Annotated in this window: 17 protein-coding genes and 1 pseudogene; 13 read left to right on the top strand and 5 right to left on the bottom strand. The window is 71.6% G+C overall.

Annotation, left to right across the window (positions count from 1 at the left end; translation table 11 throughout):
* The first annotated feature begins 246 nt into the window (after positions 1–246).
* A complete protein-coding gene (locus ACZ7GZ_RS16535; RefSeq protein WP_471024682.1) occupies positions 247–1,098 on the top strand; it encodes a sulfurtransferase in 852 nt (283 codons plus the stop codon).
* Between the two features lie 58 nt (positions 1,099–1,156).
* On the opposite strand, the gene sepH is transcribed toward ACZ7GZ_RS16535, so the two are convergent.
* From sepH to ACZ7GZ_RS16520, 3 genes are all read right to left on the bottom strand, one after another.
* Positions 1,157–2,197 carry a septation protein SepH gene (gene sepH / locus ACZ7GZ_RS16530; protein ID WP_471024680.1) on the bottom strand — a complete coding sequence of 347 codons (1,041 nt, stop codon included), beginning with the start codon at positions 2,195–2,197 and terminating at the stop codon, positions 1,157–1,159.
* Positions 2,198–2,622: 425 nt separating this feature from the next.
* Positions 2,623–3,942: a D-arabinono-1,4-lactone oxidase gene (locus ACZ7GZ_RS16525; protein WP_471024678.1), complete on the bottom strand. Its 1,320-nt coding sequence runs from the start codon at positions 3,940–3,942 to the stop codon at positions 2,623–2,625.
* Entirely contained in the window at positions 3,902–5,140 is a 1,239-nt protein-coding gene (locus tag ACZ7GZ_RS16520; RefSeq protein ID WP_471024676.1) for an MFS transporter, read from the bottom strand. Before ACZ7GZ_RS16520 ends, ACZ7GZ_RS16525 begins: the two co-directional genes overlap by 41 nt.
* A gap of 172 nt (positions 5,141–5,312) precedes the next feature.
* Here ACZ7GZ_RS16520 and ACZ7GZ_RS16515 point away from each other — a divergent pair, with 172 nt between their 5' ends.
* Both ACZ7GZ_RS16515 and ACZ7GZ_RS16510 read left to right on the top strand, forming a co-directional pair.
* Positions 5,313–6,440, top strand: coding sequence for a ferrochelatase (locus ACZ7GZ_RS16515; RefSeq protein ID WP_471024675.1), 1,128 nt, complete (start codon positions 5,313–5,315; stop codon positions 6,438–6,440).
* A gap of 8 nt (positions 6,441–6,448) precedes the next feature.
* A complete protein-coding gene (locus ACZ7GZ_RS16510; protein ID WP_471024674.1) occupies positions 6,449–7,264 on the top strand; it encodes an inositol monophosphatase family protein in 816 nt (271 codons plus the stop codon).
* Between the two features lie 167 nt (positions 7,265–7,431).
* On the opposite strand, the gene ACZ7GZ_RS16505 is transcribed toward ACZ7GZ_RS16510, so the two are convergent.
* Positions 7,432–7,605, bottom strand: a complete 174-nt coding sequence (locus ACZ7GZ_RS16505; RefSeq protein ID WP_023546087.1) for a hypothetical protein — start codon at positions 7,603–7,605, stop codon at positions 7,432–7,434.
* A gap of 413 nt (positions 7,606–8,018) precedes the next feature.
* Between ACZ7GZ_RS16505 and ACZ7GZ_RS16500 the strand changes: the two genes are divergently transcribed.
* From ACZ7GZ_RS16500 to ACZ7GZ_RS16485, 4 genes are all read left to right on the top strand, one after another.
* Positions 8,019–8,672, top strand: a complete 654-nt coding sequence (locus tag ACZ7GZ_RS16500) for a response regulator transcription factor (protein WP_023546086.1) — start codon at positions 8,019–8,021, stop codon at positions 8,670–8,672.
* A gap of 6 nt (positions 8,673–8,678) precedes the next feature.
* Complete coding sequence (locus ACZ7GZ_RS16495; RefSeq protein ID WP_471024673.1) at positions 8,679–9,935, top strand: sensor histidine kinase; 1,257 nt, start codon at positions 8,679–8,681, stop codon at positions 9,933–9,935.
* Between the two features lie 393 nt (positions 9,936–10,328).
* Complete coding sequence (locus ACZ7GZ_RS16490; RefSeq protein WP_003997302.1) at positions 10,329–10,625, top strand: DUF4193 domain-containing protein; 297 nt, start codon at positions 10,329–10,331, stop codon at positions 10,623–10,625.
* Positions 10,626–10,638: 13 nt separating this feature from the next.
* Positions 10,639–11,553, top strand: coding sequence for a hypothetical protein (locus tag ACZ7GZ_RS16485; protein WP_471024672.1), 915 nt, complete (start codon positions 10,639–10,641; stop codon positions 11,551–11,553).
* Here the strand turns inward: ACZ7GZ_RS16485 and ACZ7GZ_RS16480 are convergent.
* A complete protein-coding gene (locus ACZ7GZ_RS16480; protein ID WP_471024671.1) occupies positions 11,550–12,014 on the bottom strand; it encodes a DUF3093 domain-containing protein in 465 nt (154 codons plus the stop codon). The genes ACZ7GZ_RS16485 and ACZ7GZ_RS16480 overlap by 4 nt on opposite strands.
* Before the next feature lie 112 nt (positions 12,015–12,126).
* On the opposite strand from ACZ7GZ_RS16480, the gene ACZ7GZ_RS16475 reads away from it, so the two are divergent.
* From ACZ7GZ_RS16475 to ACZ7GZ_RS16450, 6 genes and pseudogenes are all read left to right on the top strand, one after another.
* On the top strand, positions 12,127–12,711 hold the full coding sequence (locus ACZ7GZ_RS16475) for a PaaI family thioesterase (RefSeq protein WP_471024670.1): 585 nt from the start codon (positions 12,127–12,129) through the stop codon (positions 12,709–12,711).
* Positions 12,708–13,259: a dUTP diphosphatase gene (gene dut, locus ACZ7GZ_RS16470; RefSeq protein ID WP_471024669.1), complete on the top strand. Its 552-nt coding sequence runs from the start codon at positions 12,708–12,710 to the stop codon at positions 13,257–13,259. The genes ACZ7GZ_RS16475 and dut overlap by 4 nt, the downstream gene beginning before the upstream one ends.
* Position 13,260: 1 nt before the next feature.
* Complete coding sequence (locus ACZ7GZ_RS16465; RefSeq protein WP_471024668.1) at positions 13,261–14,025, top strand: DUF3710 domain-containing protein; 765 nt, start codon at positions 13,261–13,263, stop codon at positions 14,023–14,025.
* Positions 14,026–14,283: 258 nt separating this feature from the next.
* Positions 14,284–14,688: pseudogene (locus ACZ7GZ_RS16460) on the top strand (ATP-binding cassette domain-containing protein); the annotation flags it as partial.
* Positions 14,689–14,716: 28 nt separating this feature from the next.
* Entirely contained in the window at positions 14,717–17,299 is a 2,583-nt protein-coding gene (locus tag ACZ7GZ_RS16455; RefSeq protein ID WP_471024667.1) for an ATP-binding protein, read from the top strand.
* On the top strand, positions 17,296–17,985 hold the full coding sequence (locus tag ACZ7GZ_RS16450) for a response regulator (protein WP_471024666.1): 690 nt from the start codon (positions 17,296–17,298) through the stop codon (positions 17,983–17,985). Before ACZ7GZ_RS16455 ends, ACZ7GZ_RS16450 begins: the two co-directional genes overlap by 4 nt.
* Positions 17,986–17,995 lie beyond the last annotated feature (10 nt).

Here is a 17,995-nt window from a genome sequence, read left to right as displayed (position 1 = left end):
GGTAACGCCCGTGCCGGTGCCCGCATCCTCCACGGCGCCGCGTGCGATACCGCGCAGCCGCCCGGCGATACCTCCGGGAGGATGCCCGATCTATCGCCTTTCGCCGCTTCCTGACGATGGCCGGCGGGTGTCCGTCGGCTGTACAGCCCGTGCCCGATCCCGTACGCCTGGTGATCGAGCGTGTCCGGCCGAGCAGAGTAGCCGGACCTGGACGCCGCGGCCACCCCTGGCGTATGGATGGACGCCATGACAGCCATCATCACCGCATCCGATCTCGCACACGAACTGGCCGGGGACCGCCCGCCGCTGCTGCTGGACGTGCGCTGGCAGCTGAGCCTGGCCAAGGCGGCGGGCGCGCCGGCCTTCGACGGGCGGGCCGAGTACGCGGCCGGTCACCTCCCCGGCGCGGTCTTCGTCGACCTGGACCGCGAACTGGCCGGAGTGCCCGGGAAACACGGCAGGCATCCGCTGCCGGACCTCGCGGCGTTCGGTGCCGCGATGCGCCGTGCGGGCGTGTCGGCCACCCGCCCCGTCGTCGTGTACGACGGCGGGCAGGGGTGGGCGGCGGCGCGCGCCTGGTGGTTGCTGCGCTGGACGGGTCACCCGGACGTGCGGGTCCTCGACGGTGGTTTGGCGGCCTGGGACGGCGAACTGTCCACACGGGTGCCGGAGGTGACCGAGGGCGACTTCCGGCCGGAGCCGGCCGCCACGGGGCTGCTGGACGCGGACGGGGCCGCGGCCCTGGCCCGTGCGGGCGTGCTGGTGGACGCGCGCGCGGGGGAGCGGTACCGCGGGGAGGTGGAGCCGGTCGACCGGGTCGGCGGGCACATCCCGGGCGCGGTGTCGGCGCCCACGACGGAGAACGTGGGCCCCGACGGCCGGTTCCTGCCCGCGGCGGAGCTGCGGGACCGCTTCAAGGCGCTCGGCGTCTCCGCGGACACCGAGGTGGGTGTGTACTGCGGTTCGGGCGTCTCCGGTGCCCACGAGGTCCTCGCCCTCGCCGTGGCCGGTATTCCGGCGGCCCTGTACGTCGGTTCGTGGTCGGAGTGGTCCTCCGACCCGTCCCGGCCGGTGGCCGTGGGGGCGGATCCGCAGTAGCGGCAGCCGGAAAGGCGGGGGCACGCACGCGTGCCCCCGCCTTTCCCTTACGGCCTGCTTACTCCTGCTTCTTGCGCCGCGTGCCGAACACGATCTCGTCCCAGCTCGGGACGGCGGCACGGCGGCCGGGGCGGACGCCGTCGGCCTCGGCCTGCCGGTCGGTCGCGCCGATGAGCCGGTCGCGGTGGCTGCCGACGGAGCGGGGCATGAGGACGTCCGCGTAGGCCGAGCCGGCCGAGGCGGCGGGAGCCGGCGGTTCCTCGGCGGCCGGTTCGCCGGCCGGTTCCTCCGGCGTCTCCGCCGGGCGCTCGGGAACCACCAGGTCGCCCCGGAAGCTCGGCACGGCCTCCAGCAGGCTGGTCAGCGAGTCGCGTTCGCCCGTGCTGTCCTCGGTGGGCTCGGACGGCTGCGCGGGCAGGCTGGGCCGCTCCCGGTCGCTCCGGTCGAGCGCGCGGTCCATCGAACGCTCGCGCGGCAGCCGGGCGATGCGCGGGACGAACGGGAAGCTCGGCTCGGGCACGGCGAGGTCCTCGGACTCGCCGATGAGCGAGCGCGCCTCGTCGTCCACGGCCTGGACGAGCCGCCGGGGCGGGTCGTACGTCCAGCTCGCCGAGTGCGGTTCGCCCGCGACCCGGTAGACGAGCAGCACTTCCCAGGTGCCGTCGTCGCGGCGCCAGGAGTCCCACTGCACGGTGTCCTTCTCGGCGCCGCGCAGCAGCAGTCGCTCCTGCACGGCCTCGCCGAGCAGCGGGCCGGAGTTCTCGCCGGGACGGCGGACCGGGGTCTTGCGGGCGCGCTCGGCCATGAAGGCGCGCTCGGCCAGCACCGGGCCCTCGAACCGCCGTACCCGGTCGACGGGGATGCCGGCGAGCTGGGCGACCTCTTCCGCGGTGGCCCCGGCGCGTATACGCGCCTGGATGTCACGCGGGCGCAGATGGCTCTCGACCTCGATCTCGATCTGACCGAGACGGGGCCGGTCGCCGCGCACGGCGGCGCGGAGCCGTTCGTCGATCGGAAGCGTGTACTCCGTAGAGTCGGCAGCCTTGAGCACCAGCCGTGTGCCGTCATTCGAGACGGCCACGACACGCAGTTCGGGCATGGGGACCTCCCGGGTGGTGCCTGCCGACGTCACGTGCGTCGCTGCTTCCGCTAGTCGAGTGTGGCCTGCCCGGGTGCAGCCTGCCACAACCTTGCCGAGTTGCCCGGCGTGTCGGGCACGGACCCTGGATCGCCGTTATGGCACGGTTACCTGTTCGCAACGCTAAGTGACCAAGTCTGTCACCCTGTGCAACTAGCCCCCCATCCCGGCGGTCCTGCAAGGCCGCGGACACCCTGGTGGGAGACCGGACCCAGGGCTCGCAACAGTACTCCATTTGGACCATGTGCGTGGATGGGCGCGCCGCCCAACTTCTGGCAAGGCTTGCGACTTGGCGCCTGGCAACCGGTTTTGCCGATCATGAACGTGGCGAACTTCACGTAATCAGCAGAAACGGAACTATTGGTTTCGCGGGTGAAGGGCCGTGTCTACGACCCCAGAACCCTCCGCAAGTAGTCGTTCTGGAACAGCCGTTCCGGGTCGAGGCGGTCCCTCAGCGCAGTGAACTCCGCGAAGCGCGGGTAGACGCGCGCGAAGTACTCGGCGTCCCGCGTGTGCACTTTGCCCCAGTGCGGCCGGCCCTCGTGCGCGGTGAGGATCCGCTCGGCGGCGGTGAAGTAGGCCCGGTACGGCGTGCCCCGGAACATGTGGACGGCGACATAGGCGCTGTCCCGGCCGGACGCGGTGGACAGGGTGATGTCGTCGGCCGGTGCGGTGCGCACCTCCACGGGGAAGCTGACGCGCAGGCCCGAGCGGTCGACCATGGTCCGCAGCTCGCGCAGCGTCTCCGCCAGGGCCGCGCGCGGGACGGCGTACTCCATCTCCACGAAGCGCACCCGGCGCGGCGAGGTGAAGACCTTGTAGGGAATGTCCGTGTACGTCCGCGCGGACAGGGCCTTGCTGGAGATCCGGGCGATGGCCGGGACGGTCGCGGGGGCGGCGCGGCCGACCCACTGGGCCACCTGGAAGACGCCGTTGGAGAGGAACTCGTCCTCGAACCAGCCGGCCAGCTGCCCCACGGGCTGCTCGGGGCCGGCGCTGCGGTTGTTCCGCTTGGTGTTGGTGTTGCCGGTGTGCGGGAACCAGTAGAACTCGAAGTGCTCGTTCTCGGCCCACAGCTGATCGAACTCGGCGAGAACCCGCTCGAACGGCATCGGCTCCTCGCGCGCGGTGAGCAGGAACAGCGGCTCCACGGCGAAGGTGATCGCGGTGACGATGCCGAGGGCGCCGAGGCCTATGCGGGCGGCGGCGAAGACCTCGGGGTTCTGCTTCTCGGAACAGGTGAGCACCGAGCCGTCGGCCGTGACGAGTTCGAGGCCCTTGATCTGGGCGGAGACGGAGCCGGACTCGCGGCCGGTGCCGTGCGTGCCGGTGCTGGTGGCCCCGGAGACGGTCTGCTCCATGATGTCGCCCATGTTGGTCAGCGACAGGCCCTCGCGCGCCAGTGCCGCGTTGAGTCTCCTGAGCGGGGTGCCGGCCTCCACCGTGACCGTCATGGACGAGCGGTCAACGGCGCGTATCCCGGTCAGCAGGTGAGGGCGGACCAACACACCGTCGGTGGCCGCGATCGACGTGAAGGAGTGGCCGGTTCCGACCGCCTTCACCTTCAGGCCGTCCTCGGCCGCCCGGCGCACCGCCGCGGCCAGCTCGTCCACCGACGCCGGCGCGACCTGCCGGGCGGGCCGGGCCGAGACGTTCCCGCCCCAGTTACGCCAGGTGCCGTTCTTCCCGCTCGCTGTGCTGCTCAACGGTGCCTCCCCGACCCGCGGCCGGCCTGCGCAGCCGGCGGTACCCCAGGAAACCGACCGCGACCGCGACGGCCCCGGACACGGCCGGGACCCCGTACCCGGCCCGTGCCCCGGCGGTGTCGATCACCCAGCCGGCCGCGGAGGAGCCGAGCGCGACACCGACGGCGAGGCCGGTGCTCACCCAGGTCATGCCCTCGGTGAGCTGTGCGCGAGGTACGTGCTCTTCTATGAGGGACATCGTCGTGATCATCGTCGGTGCGATGGACAGCCCCGCAACGAACAGCGCCACGGCCAGAAGCGGCAGGTTTCCGACCAGTAGGAGGGGGATCATACTCACGGCCATCGCCGCCACGCCCAGGAGCCAGCGACGTTCCGGCGCCCCGGTGAACCGCAGCAGCCCGAAGACCACGCCGGCCGCACAGGAACCGGCCGCGTACAGCGCGAGGACCACGCTCGCGGCGCCCTTGTGGCCGCGCTCGTCGGCGAAGGCGACGGTGACCACGTCCACCGACCCGAAGATCGCGCCGGTCGCCATGAAGGTCGCCACCAGCACCTGGAGCCCGGCCGAGCGCAGGGCCGTGACACCGTCGTGCTTCTCGCGCGGGTGAGGCTCCGGCTCGGTGGCGCGCTGGGCGGTGAGCCAGAAGACGCCGGCGGCCAGGAAGCAGGCGGCGAGCAGCGGCCCGGCCTCCGGGAACCAGGCGGTGGACAGCCCGATGGAGATGATCGGGCCGAAGACGAAGCAGACGTCGTCGACGACCGACTCGAACGAGTAGGCGGTGTGCAGCTTCGGCGTGCCCCGGTACAGCGCCGCCCAGCGGGACCGGATCATCGCGCCCAGGCTCGGCACCGAGCCGATCCCGGTCGCGCACACGAACAGCACCCAGTCCGGCCACCGCAGGTGCGCGGCGAGCAGCAGTCCGGCCGCCGCCGAGAGGGCCACCAGGGTGGCCGGGCGCAGCACCCGGCGCTGCCCGTGCTGGTCGACCAGCCGGGAGATCTGCGGGCCGATCGCCGCGGCGGACAGCGCCATGGTGGCCGACAGCGCGCCCGCGAGTCCGTACCGCCCGGTCAGCTGGGAGACCATCGTGACCACACCGATGCCCATCATCGACAGCGGCATCCGGCCGAGGAGTCCCGCGGCGGAGAAGGCCCTGGTGCCGGGCTCGGCGAACAGGGCTCTGTAGGGGCTGGGCACGTGGTCTCCGAAGCGGCTCGGCAAGGCGCGAATGCGGCCGGTACAGGCTACGAGTTAGGGGACCCTAATTGCACCTCGTTTCCCTCGGGGAAAAACCGGCATAAACCGACTGGAACCCGACTCGTCACCCCACTGTTGCCCGGCTGTCAGTACCGGGTGGCAGGATCGAGACATGCCAGACGCGCTCGATGCCACCCCGTACGACGCCCTGCTCCTGCTCTCCTTCGGCGGCCCCGAAGGCCCGGACGACGTGGTCCCGTTCCTGGAGAACGTCACGCGCGGGCGCGGCATCCCGAAGGAACGCCTGAAGGAAGTCGGGCAGCACTACTTCCTGTTCGGCGGGGTCAGCCCCATCAACGACCAGAACCGCGCCCTGCTGGACGCCCTGCGCAAGGACTTCGCCGAGCACGGCCTGGACCTGCCGGTCTACTGGGGCAACCGCAACTGGGCGCCGTATCTCACGGACACCCTGCGCGAGATGGCCGCCGACGGCCGCCGCCGCATCCTGGTCCTGGCCACCAGCGCCTACGCCTCCTACTCGGGCTGCCGCCAGTACCGCGAGAACCTCGCCGACGCACTGGCCACGCTGGAGGCCGAGGGTCGTCAGCTGCCGAGGATCGACAAGCTGCGGCACTACTTCAACCACCCCGGCTTCGTCGAGCCCATGGTCGACGGCGTGCTGCGCTCCCTCGCCGACCTCCCCGAGGACGCCCGCGCGGGCGCCCACATCGCCTTCACCACGCACTCCATCCCGACCGCCGCCGCCGACACCTCCGGGCCCGTCGAGGCCCACGGTGAGGGCGGCGCGTACGTCGAGCAGCACCTGGACGTGGCCCAGCTGATCGCCGACGCCGTCCGCGAGCGCACGGGCGTGGACCACCCCTGGCGGCTGGTCTACCAGTCCCGGTCCGGCGCCCCGCACATCCCGTGGCTGGAGCCGGACATCTGCGACCACCTGGAGGAGCGGCACGCTGCGGGTGTCCCGGCCGTCGTCATGGCGCCCATCGGCTTCGTCTCCGACCACATGGAGGTCCTCTACGACCTCGACACCGAGGCCAGGGCCAAGGCCGAGGAGCTGGGTCTCGAGGTGCGCCGCTCGGCCACCGTGGGCGCCGACCCCAGGTTCGCCGCCGCCGTCCGCGAACTGATCACCGAGCGCGCCGCCGTCGAGCGTGGCCGGCAGGTCACGCCCTGCGCCCTGGGGGCCCTCGGCGCGAGCCACGACATCTGCCCGGTCGGCTGCTGCCCGTCCCGTACGCCCCGTCCGGCCGCCGCCGGTGCCGACAGCCCCTACGCGTGAGGAGCCCCGTGACCGACGCCCTGCACCGGGAACTGCTGGAGCTGGCCCGGGAGGCCGCCCGCCGGGCCGGAGAGCTCCTGCGGGACGGCCGCCCGGCCGACCTCGCCGTGGCGAAGACCAAGTCCAGCCCGATCGACGTCGTCACCGAGATGGACATCGCCGCGGAGAAGCTGATCACCGATCTGATCTCCGGCCGGCGGCCCGACGACGGCTTCCTCGGGGAGGAGGGTGCCTCCGCCCCGGGCACCAGCGGCATCCGCTGGGTGATCGACCCCCTCGACGGGACGGTGAACTACCTGTACGGGCTGCCGACCTGGGCGGTGTCCATCGCGGCCGAGCAGGACGGCGAGACGGTCGCCGGGGTCGTCGCGGCCCCGATGCGCGGCGAGACGTACCACGCCGTGCGCGGCGGCGGTGCGTGGGCCACCGGCGCGTGGGAGGGCGAGCAGGCGCTCGCGTGCCGTCCCGCACCCCCGCTGGAGCAGGCGCTGGTCTCCACCGGCTTCAACTACGTCACCGAGGTACGCGCGCATCAGGCCGAGGTCGCCGGACGGCTCGTCCCGCTGCTGCGGGACATCCGGCGCAGCGGCTCGGCGGCGGTCGACCTGTGCGATGTGGCCTGCGGCCGGCTTGACGGGTACTACGAGCGGGGGCTCAACGCGTGGGACTTCGCGGCGGGTGACCTGATCGCCCGGGAGGCGGGGGCGCTGGTCGGTGGGCGGCCAGGGGAGCGTCCGTCACGGGACCTGACCGTTGCCGGGTCGCCGGGGGTGTTCGAGCCGTTGCAGGGGCTGCTGGAGGAGTTCGGCGCGTGGCATGACTGAGTCCGGGGGTGCGCCGGGTTCGGCACCTCCCCCACGGCCTTGAGGGCGTGGGGGACCCCGGCACCGCCGTCCCGGCCGAGCGCCGCGGCGGGAGAAGGGAGCCCGGCGGACGCAAAGGGACCCCGGCGCTGGATTCACCGGGGTCCCTTCTTGCGCTTTCGGGCCGATCAGACGCGTGACGCGCCGACCTCCACACCGTGTTCGGCGGCGAGGCGTCGCAGGTCGTCGAGCTCTGCCTGCTCCACTTCGACGAGGAAGTCGTCACCCTCGTCACGAGCCCGCGACAGGTCGGACTCGGTCGCCCTTATGCGCTGCAGAAGTCCTGCGGTGAAAGCGTCCATGCTGCGCCCCCTCGTCCTGGGTCGTGGGTCGGTGGCACGGGGGTGTGCCTGTTGGGAAAAGGACGATCACGTCTCTCGCAGGTGCCCAGCGCTGCCCTGCCGGGCGGCGACGGTGCCGGACACCCGCGCCCACTCTGCGGAAGCGGATCGCGAAGTACCGCATGGTGCTGCGGCACATGCAGAGCGTGATCGCGGGGTGTAAAGCCGTCCTCCCCCTGCTCCCCTGCCCGGAAACCTCAACCGGAGGAGAAAATCTCGTATTCCCGCCCCGGCCCCGGTCTGTGCGGTCCGCAACCCGCCTTACAGCCGACTTACGGCCGAAAAGGGCAGGATGGAGGTCACACCCCACGAAGACCCCTGCCCGCACGCGCCCACGGCGCACTCCGCGGGCGGACAGAGGAAGGACTTTCGACGTGCGCGTACTCGTCGTCGAGGACGAGCAGCTGCTCGCCGATGCGGTGGCCACCGGACTGCGCCGGGAGGCCATGGCCGTCGACGTCGTGTACGACGGTGCGGCCGCCCTGGAGCGCATCGGCGTCAACGACTACGACGTGGTCGTCCTCGACCGCGACCTCCCGCTCGTGCACGGCGACGACGTCTGCCGCAAGATCGTGGAGCTGGGCATGCCCACGCGCGTGCTCATGCTCACCGCCTCCGGCGACGTCAGCGACCGGGTCGAGGGCCTGGAGATCGGCGCCGACGACTATCTGCCCAAGCCGTTCGCGTTCAGTGAGCTGATCGCGCGCGTGCGCGCCCTCGGCCGCCGTACGAGCGTGCCCCTGCCGCCGGTCCTGGAGCGCGCCGGCATCAAGCTCGACCCCAACCGTCGCGAGGTCTTCCGCGAGGGCAAGGAGATCCAGCTCGCGCCCAAGGAGTTCGCGGTGCTCGAGGTGCTCATGCGCAGCGAGGGCGCGGTCGTCTCGGCCGAGCAGCTGCTGGAGAAGGCCTGGGACGAGAACACCGACCCGTTCACCAACGTCGTGCGCGTGACCGTGATGACCCTGCGCCGCAAGCTGGGCGAGCCGCCGGTGATCGTCACCGTCCCCGGCTCCGGCTACCGGATCTGATCCGCCATGGCCGCCACCCCCGCGCCGCCCCAGGCCCCACCGAAGCCCACCTGGGACCCCAGGAGACCACAGCCCCCCTTCCCGTGGCTGCGCCCGACCATCCGGATACGGCTCACGCTGCTGTACGGCGGCATGTTCCTGATCGCCGGCATCCTGCTGCTGTCGATCATCTATCTGCTGGCCGCGCAGGCGATCAGCACCGGCAACCAGCCCCTGTTCAAGATCGTCAGCGGTTCGCAGATCCGGGTCTCCAGCGACAACTGCCCCGCGATCACCGCGATCAATTCCAGCCCGCTGCCGCTGTCCGACTTCAACGACGCGATCGCCCACTGCGTGGACCAGCAGCGCCAGACGGCCCTGGACGACCTGCTCAGCCGCTCGCTGCTGGCCCTCCTCGGCCTCGCCGTGATCGCGTTCGCGTTCGGTTACGCGATGGCCGGCCGCGTGCTGTCCCCGCTCGGCCGGATCACCCGCACCGCCCGCCAGGTGGCCGGATCCGACCTGTCCCGCCGGATCGAGCTGGACGGCCCGGACGACGAGCTGAAGGAGCTGGCGGACACCTTCGACGACATGCTGGAGCGGCTGCAACGGGCCTTCACCGCCCAGCAGCGCTTCGTCGGCAACGCCTCGCACGAGCTGCGCACCCCGCTCGCGATCAACAGAACGCTGCTCGAGGTCCATCTGTCGGACCCGAACGCCCCGGTGGAGCTGCAGCAGCTCGGCAAGACGCTGCTGGCGACCAACGAGCGCAGCGAACAGCTGGTCGAGGGTCTGCTGCTGCTCGCCCGCAGCGACAACCAGATCGTCGAGCGGAAGCCCGTCGACCTGGCCGAGGTCGCCACCCAGGCCATCGACCAGGTGCACGGCGAGGCCGACGCCAAGGGTGTGAAGATCCGCGGTGAGCGCAAGCCCGCCGTGGTGCAGGGCAACGGCGTGCTGCTGGAGCGGATCGCGCTGAACCTGGTGCAGAACGCCGTGCGGTACAACGTGACCGAGGACGCTTGGGTCGAGGTGAACACCGAGGTCCAGCACGGACAGGCGGTGCTGACCGTCACGAACACCGGACCGGTGGTGCCGGCCTATGAGATCGACAACCTCTTCGAGCCCTTCAGGCGGCTCCGCACGGAGCGCACGGGCAGCGACAAGGGCGTCGGCCTCGGCCTGTCCATCGTCCGGTCGGTGGCGCGGGCGCACGGCGGCCACATCGTGGCGGAGCCCCGCGAGGGCGGCGGTCTGGTGATGAGAGTCACCCTGCCGTTGTGATCCGCAACCGACACACGCGGAGGATGTTCGCTTTGCGCGGAATTTTCAGGACGTCGGGCGGGGTTCACATTGTGCGATCAATCACATGGGTGGATTTCCAGCCATGTACGTTCCGTGATCATGACAGATGACGGAAAGCCGGGAAAGTCCTGGTTTTCAGGGCTCTTGATCACGGGAAGTACACGGTGAGGCGCCTTTGAGGTGCGGCATTCGAACCGTGTACGGTCCTCACCGCCATCCAAGCCGATCACTCTTGAGGGGTCGGGTCGGGTGTCGATTGAGTAACAGACCTTGATGTGAGGCAAAATCTCCGCCTCAGGTCGGGCACAAGTCCGGCCTCTCACGCGTTACGTGCGCTGGAGACACCGCAGACACCCAGAGGGGGAGAGCGATATGGCAACCGATTACGACACTCCACGCAAGACCGACGACGACGTCGACTCGGACAGCCTTGAAGAGCTGAAGGCCCGGCGGAATGACAAGTCCACCTCGTCGGTGGACGTCGACGAGTTCGAGGCCGCCGAAGGCCTCGAACTGCCCGGCGCCGACCTCTCGAACGAGGAGCTGGCCGTCCGTGTGCTGCCGAAGCAGCAGGACGAATTCACCTGCATGAGCTGCTTCCTGGTGCATCACCGCAGCCAGCTGGCCCGTGAGAAGAACGGCCAGCCGATCTGCCGCGACTGCGACTGAGGTCGGGTCGGCCGTGACCGGCTCGACCCCTCCGCGGAAGCGCCGCTTCTCCCCCGGGAAAGCGGACGAAGGGCCGTCCGACGGCCCGCACGGCGCGCGTGACGACGAGCGGGGCTCACCTGGAGCGGTGGCCCCGCTCGAACCGGCGACCGACCGGGCAGACCACCCGGCGCCGGTGTGGCAGCCCGCGCCCGTCGCCAGGCGACGGGCTGCGGTGATGCGCGACAAAGCCCGGGAGATGGCCTGGGAAGGGGTCCGTAGAGGCGGCAGCCGCGCTCGCGCGGGCCTGGCGCACCTCGCGGACCGCATCATCGAGATCGCCCCGCGTATCCCCGTACGCGACCTCGCGACCCTGTGCCGGCAGTTCCCGGACCTGGGGCCCGAAGAACTCGCCGACAAACTCGTGGCGGGCGCGGCGGCCGGCACCTCGACGATCGGGGCCGGGATCGGAGCGGCTGCGATGCTGCCGGTGCCGCCGGCCATGCCGGCCGAACTGGCCGCGGAGATCACCGGGGTCGCCGCGATCGAGCTGAAGCTCATCGCCGAACTGCACGAGGTCTACGGGGTACGGCCGCCCGGGAACCTCAAGGCCCGCAGTACCGCGTATCTGTCCTCCTGGTCGGAGGAGCGCGGGATCGACGTCATGAAGCCGTCGACGTACGACACGGCCCTCGGCGGGCGCATGAAGCGCGAACTGCGCCAGCAGATCATGAAGCGGATGGTCCGTGACCTGCCCAACCTCATGCCGTTCATGGTGGGCGCCGCGGTCGGGGCGGTCCTGAACCGCAGGGACACCAGAAGGCTCGCCACCCGCATCCGGGCCGACCTGCGCAGGATCCAGGTCCCGTGGGAGGAACTGCCGGAGCTTCCCCCGCTGGAGAAGCCGGCGGAGCCGCTGAACCTGCGCGATCTCCCCGAAGAGATCTAGGCGTCGGCCGGCCGCGCCGCCTCGATCGCCGCCGCCAGCCGCTCCGGCTCCCGCGTCGACAGGTACAGGTACGGCGTCGGGTCCTCCGGGTCCGTGACCTCCACGCGCAGGGCCGTCGGGATGTAGGCGCGCAGCAGCAGGAAGGCGCGTGTGTCGGCCTTGTACGTCCGCCAGGCGCGGGCCTCCTCCGCGTCCAGCACCTGAGACTCGCCCAGCGCCGACACCGGGATCTTCGCCTCGCCCGCGATCAGCGAGTCACCCACCACACGGATGCGGGGGGAGCCGTACGCACTGGCCACCACCGCCGTGGCCGCCGTACCGCCGACCAGGCCGCCGAGCAGCGGCAGGGTGCCGAACGGGAGCAGGATCAAGGCGAACGAGACACCCACGAGAAAGCTGATCAGCCACCACGAGCGGGGGGCGGTGAGGCGTTCTTCGTAGGGGGTGGCGGAGAGCTGCATGGAGCCAAGCTTGGCACGGGATCGGCGGACCTCCGGAGTCGGGGCGGCCCGCGCGAAGCGCTGTCGGGCAGGGCGGTGGGGGGTGATGGGCGGGCGGGTAAGGTCTGCGGCTGTGAGTGGTAGTTCCGCAAGCCTTCAGCCCCCCGCCGACGCGGTGAAACCGGTACGGCACCCCGACGCGCCCGCGCCCGGGGAACTCCTCGGTGCCCACTACGAACACTGTTTCGGGTGCGGCCCCGGGCAGCCGCACGGCCTGCACCTGGAGGCCCGCGCCGGCGACGGTGTCTCGCTGACCGCCGAGTTCACCGTCCAGCCCGCCCACCAGGGCGCCCCGGGCCTCGCCCACGGCGGAGTGCTGGCCGCGGCCCTGGACGAGACCCTCGGCTCGCTGAACTGGCTGCTGCGGACCATCGCCGTCACCGGCCGGCTGGAGACCGACTTCGCACGGCCGGTCCCGGTGGGCACCACGCTGTACCTGGAGGCCGAGGTCACCGCCGTCGCCGGACGGAAGATCTACTCCACCGCCACCGGACGCATCGGCGGCCCCGACGGGCCCGTCGCCGTCCGCGCCGACGCCCTCTTCATCGAGGTCAAGGTCGACCACTTCATCGACCACGGCCGTGAGGAGGAGATCCAGGCCGCCATGAGCGATCCCGACCAGGTCCGGCGCGCCCGCGCCTTCGAGGTGAACCCGTGAGCCGCGATCCCCTGAACGTGCTGCTGCGGCGCATCGATCCGGACGTACCGCTTCCGGCTTACGAGCACCCGGGCGACGCCGGTGCCGATCTGCGCACCACCGAGCCGTGCGAGCTGGGGCCGGGGGAGCGGGCCGTGCTGCCCACGGGGGTGTCGATCGCCCTGCCCGACGGGTACGCGGCCTTCGTGCATGCGCGCTCCGGCCTCGCCGCCCGCTGCGGTGTCGCCCTCGTGAATGCCCCGGGGACGGTTGATGCCGGGTACCGTGGGGAGATCAAGGTGATCGTGGTGAATCTCGATCCGCGCGAGAGCGTGCGGTTCGAGCGCTTCGACCGGATTGCCCAACTGGTCGTCCAGCAGGTCGAGAGGGTCCGCTTCCAGGAGGTCGCGGATCTTCCCGACTCGGCGCGGGCCGAAGGGGGCTTCGGGTCCACCGGTGGCCATGCCGCGGTGGGCGACGAGAGCGGCGCAAGCGGTCAGGCCGCCGTGAGCGGCCTGACGGGTGGGAATCGATACGCTTCGGTCGTATCCGACCGGGAAGGACAGTGACGTGTTCGGACGTCGCAACAAGAAGGGTGCCGCCGAGGACGCGGCCGGCGAGGCCGAGCAGGTCGTCGACAACGTCGACACCGAGGCGGACGAGGAAGCAGGTGCAGAGCGCGAGCGCGTCCGGCTGGAGCCTGGGCCGCGGCCCGACGGGCCGTGGGACAGCGACGAGGTGCGCGACCCGGGTGAGGGCCGCGTGGATCTCGGAGGGCTGTTCATCCCGGGCGTGGACGGCATGGAGCTGCGGGTCGAGGTAGCCGGTGACGCGATCGTCGCCGCGACCGTCGTGCTGCGCGACAGCGCCATCCAGCTCCAGGCCTTCGCCGCGCCCAAGCGCGAGGGCATCTGGGGTGAGGTCCGCGAGGAGATCGCGGGCGGCATCACCCAGCAGGGTGGCATCGTCGACGAGGTCGAGGGTCCGCTGGGGTGGGAGCTGCGGGCGCAGGTGCCGGTGCAGCTGCCGGACGGCACGGGTGGTTTCCAGGTCGTGCGGTTCGTCGGCGTGGACGGTCCGCGGTGGTTCCTGCGCGGTGTGATCTCCGGGCAGGGCGCGGTGCAGCCGCAGGCCGCGGGGCTGCTGGAGCAGATCTTCCGGGACACCGTCGTGGTGCGCGGTGAGGGGCCGATGGCACCTCGCGACCCGATCGTCCTGAAGCTGCCCAACGACGCGCAGATGGTCCCCGAGGGGGTGCAGCAGGAGGAGGGTTCGCGCTTCTCCGGCGGCATGGGCCAGCTCCAGCGGGGACCGGAGATCACGGAAGTCCGCTAGGCGCTCCGCTGGGTTCAGCAGGGGTGTACGGGCCGTGCCTTCAGGGTGCGGCCCGCCTTTTTGCTGCGTGGCGCCGGGGGAGTCCTCTGTCGCCGGGTGCCGGTCCGTTGTGGTTGCTCGCGCGGTTCCCCGCGCCCCTTGCGGGGCGCCGTACCGGCGCCCGGTCCACAGGGGAGGCGGTATGGGCGGTCAGGTGGCCATCGACACCATGATGCGGGTCGAGGACGTGCACAAGGCGTACGGGCGCACGGCCGCGGCCTGCTGCTGCCCCTCGTCGGGCTGGCCGGGCACGTGGCCCAGCGGCCCGGCGAGCTGTCCGGCGGTCAGCAGCAGCGGGTCGCCATCGCCCGTGCCCTCGCCAACCGTCCGGCCCTGCTCGTCGCCGACGAACCGACCGGCCGGCTCGGCGCGGAGACCGGGCACGCCGTCATGGAACCGCTGCGGGCCGTCGTCCGCGGTGAGCAGACCACGGCGCTGGTCGCCACCCACGACGCGACCCTGCCGGACCTGGTCGAACGGGTGCTGGAACTGCGCGACGGCGAGATCGTCGAGCACGGAACCGCCGTGGGCGGGGTGGTCATCAGGGTTGCGTCAAAGTTGCCCCCTGCCCACCCCCCTGTCCCGTTTGCCGTGATTGTTGGCCGTAAGGTCGACGCTGCGTAGGCAGCAGTCACCGGAAGACAATGGAGCCATGGCACGCGGCAAGCTTCGGATCTACCTCGGCGCGGCACCGGGTGTGGGCAAGACCTACGCCATGCTCTCCGAGGCGCATCGCCGCGTGGAGCGGGGCACCGACTGTGTCGTGGCCTTCGTCGAGCACCACGCCCGGCCGCGCACCGAGGTGATGCTGCACGGCCTGGAACAGGTGCCGCGCAGACAGCTGGAGTACCGGGACACCGCCTTCGGCGAGATGGACGTCGACGCCGTGCTGCACCGGGCGCCCGGCGTCGCCCTGGTCGACGAACTCGCCCACACCAACGTCCCCGGCTCCCGCAACGCCAAGCGCTGGCAGGACGTGGAGGAGCTGCTCGCCGCCGGCATCGACGTCGTCTCCACCGTCAACATCCAGCACCTGGAGTCACTCGGCGACGTCGTGGAGTCGATCACCGGGGTGCGGCAGCGCGAGACCGTCCCGGACGAGGTCGTACGACGCGCCGACCAGATCGAGCTGGTCGACATGTCCCCGCAGGCCCTGCGCCGCCGCATGGCCCACGGCAACATCTACCAGCCCGACAAGGTCGACGCGGCCCTGTCCAACTACTTCCGCCCCGGCAACCTCACCGCCCTGCGCGAGCTGGCACTGCTGTGGGTGGCCGACCGGGTCGACGAGTACCTGAACGAGTACCGCAGCGAACACCGGGTCTCCAGGATCTGGGGTTCGCGCGAGCGGATCCTGGTCGGGCTGACCGGCGGCCCCGAGGGGCGCACCCTGATCCGCCGGGCCGCGCGGCTCGCCGAGAAGGGCGCCGGCGGTGAGGTGCTCGCCGTCTACATAGCGCGCAGCGACGGTCTGACCGCGGCCTCCCCGAAGGAGCTGGCCGTCCAGCGCACCCTCGTGGAGGATCTGGGCGGCACCTTCCACCACGTCGTCGGTGACGACATACCGGCCGCCCTGCTGGCCTTCGCGCGCGGTGTCAACGCCACCCAGATCGTGCTGGGCTCCTCGCGCCGCAAGGTCTGGCAGTACGTCTTCGGGCCCGGCGTCGGCGCCACGGTCGCCCGGGACTCCGGCCCCGACCTCGACGTCCACATCGTCACGCACGAGGAGGTCGCCAAGGGCCGCGGACTGCCCGTGGCCCGGGGCGCACGGCTCGGGCGGGCCCGGATCATCTGGGGCTGGGCGGTGGGTCTGGGGGGCCCAGCGGTCCTCGCGGTGCTGCTGAACACGATCGAGCTCGGCCTCGCCAACGACATGCTGCTCTTCCTCGCCGTCACCGTCGCGGCGGCCCTGCTCGGCGGCCTGCTGCCCGCGCTGGCCTCGGCGGCCTTCGGCTCGCTGCTGCTGAACTACTTCTACACGCCGCCGCTGCACCGGCTGACCATCGCCGATCCCAAGAACATCGTCGCCATCGCGATCTTCTTCGGCGTCGGCATGTCGGTCGCCTCGGTGGTGGACCTCGCGGCCCGGCGCACCCACCAGGCCGCCCGGCTGCGCGCCGAGTCGGAGATCCTCTCCTTCCTCGCCGGGAACGTGCTGCGCGGCGAGACCAGCCTGGAGGAGCTGCTGGAGCGGGTCCGGGAGACCTTCGCGATGGAGTCGGCCGCGCTGCTGGAACGGGCGAGCGACGTCGAGCCGTGGACCTGTGCCGGGCGGGCCGGATTCGGGCGGTCGCTGGAGCGGCCCGAGGACGCCGACGTCGACATGCCCGTCGGCGACCACATGGCGCTCGCGCTCACCGGCCGGGTGCTGCCCGCCGAGGACCGGCGGGTGCTCGCCGCGTTCGCCGCGCAGGCCGCCGTCGTCCTGGACCGCCGGCGGCTGCAGGAGGAGGCCGACCGGGCCCGCACCCTCGCCGAGGGCAACCGCATCCGCACCGCCCTGCTGGCCGCCGTCAGCCACGACCTGCGCACGCCCCTGGCCGGCATCAAGGCGGCGGTGACGAGTCTGCGCTCCGACGACGTGGCCTGGTCCGAGGAGGACCAGGCGGAGCTGCTGCAGGGCATCGAGGAGGGTGCCGACCGGCTCGACCACCTCGTCGGCAACCTCCTCGACATGTCCCGCCTGCAGACCGGTACGGTCACCCCGCTGATCCGCGAGATCGACGTGGACGAAGTGGTCCCGATGGCCCTGGGCGGCGTACCCGAGGACAGCGTCGAGCTGGACGTGCCCGAGACCCTGCCGATGGTCGAGGTCGACCCCGGGCTGCTGGAGCGGTCCGTGGCCAACCTGGTCGAGAACGCCGTCAAGTACAGCCCGCGCGGGCGGCCCGTGCTGGTCTCCGCGAGCGCCATGGCCGACCGGGTGGAGGTGCGGGTGGTGGACCGCGGGCCGGGCGTGCCGGACGAGGCCAAGGACCGTATCTTCGAGCCCTTCCAGCGGTACGGCGACGCCCCGCGGGGCGCCGGGGTCGGGCTCGGTCTCGCGGTCGCCCGGGGCTTCGCGGAGGCCATGGGCGGCACCCTCGACGCCGAGGACACACCGGGCGGGGGGCTCACCATGGTCCTGACCCTGCGGGCCGCGGGACCGGGCCCGGAGCCCCCGGAGGCGGGCGTCGACCTCGCAGAAACCCCCACGGGGGAGGACCTCGCAAAACCAGAAAGGCAGACCCTATGACGACCCGGGTGCTCGTGGTCGACGACGAGCCGCAGATCGTGCGCGCCCTCGTGATCAACCTCAAGGCGCGCAAGTACGAGGTGGACGCGGCCCCCGACGGCCGTTCGGCCCTCGAACTCGCCGCCTCCCGGCACCCCGACGCGGTCGTGCTCGACCTGGGTCTGCCCGACATGGACGGCGTTGAGGTGATCAAGGGCCTGCGCGGCTGGACCCGCGTGCCCATCCTGGTTTTGTCCGCCCGGCACTCCTCCGACGAGAAGGTCGAGGCGTTGGACGCGGGCGCCGACGACTACGTCACCAAGCCCTTCGGCATGGACGAACTGCTGGCCAGGCTGCGGGCCGCCGTACGCCGGGCCGAACCGGTCGGGCCCGGCGAGGACGACCTGACGACCGTCGAGACCGAGGGCTTCACCGTCGACCTGGCCGCCAAGAAGGTCAACCGCGCCGGCAAGGACGTCCGGCTCACCCCGACCGAGTGGCACCTGCTGGAGGTGCTGGTCCGCAACACCGGGCGCCTGGTCGGCCAGAAGCAGTTGCTGCAGGAGGTGTGGGGGCCGTCGTACGGGACCGAGACCAACTACCTGCGCGTGTACATGGCCCAGCTGCGCAGGAAGCTGGAGACGGACCCGTCGCACCCCGAGCACTTCATCACCGAGCCCGGCATGGGGTACCGCTTCGAGAAATAAGCTGCGCTAC

The sequence above is a fragment of the Streptomyces sp. NPDC037288 genome (assembly GCF_055603265.1).
This window is presented reverse-complemented; position numbering and strand designations above follow the sequence as displayed.